Origin of the sequence: Proteus myxofaciens ATCC 19692 (assembly GCF_001654855.1) — a bacterium.
Lineage (GTDB): Bacteria > Pseudomonadota > Gammaproteobacteria > Enterobacterales > Enterobacteriaceae > Proteus > Proteus myxofaciens.
Genome location: NZ_LXEN01000228.1, coordinates 1 through 292, shown reverse-complemented (window position 1 = coordinate 292; position 292 = coordinate 1). Strand labels below are relative to the sequence as shown.

Annotated in this window: 1 pseudogene; it reads right to left on the bottom strand. The window is 31.2% G+C overall.

Going from position 1 to position 292, the window contains the following annotated elements:
* Positions 1-260, bottom strand: a pseudogene (locus M983_RS16760) (hypothetical protein); the annotation flags it as partial.
* Positions 261-292 lie beyond the last annotated feature (32 nt).

Below are 292 nucleotides of genomic sequence, written 5' to 3'. Positions count from 1 at the left end.
CTTTCTGGCTCTAATCGACCTTTCGTTGGATGATAAATCCATTGCACCCAAAAGCTACCATCATTGAGTAATTCAGCACAAATTTTTAGTTCATCACCCAATTTTAAGCGTTTAAGAAAAATTTGAGCATTCTCGAAGTCACTTTCATTAAAATAAAATACTTTGCCTGAAGCAATTAATCTGACCATGCCTTTAGGCGAAATATTCTCTTGTTCAAAATCATATTTCTCTAAGCTGACTTTTAAAAAATACTCTTTCATATCTTATTTTTACCTTAGTGTTTTTATTTCTT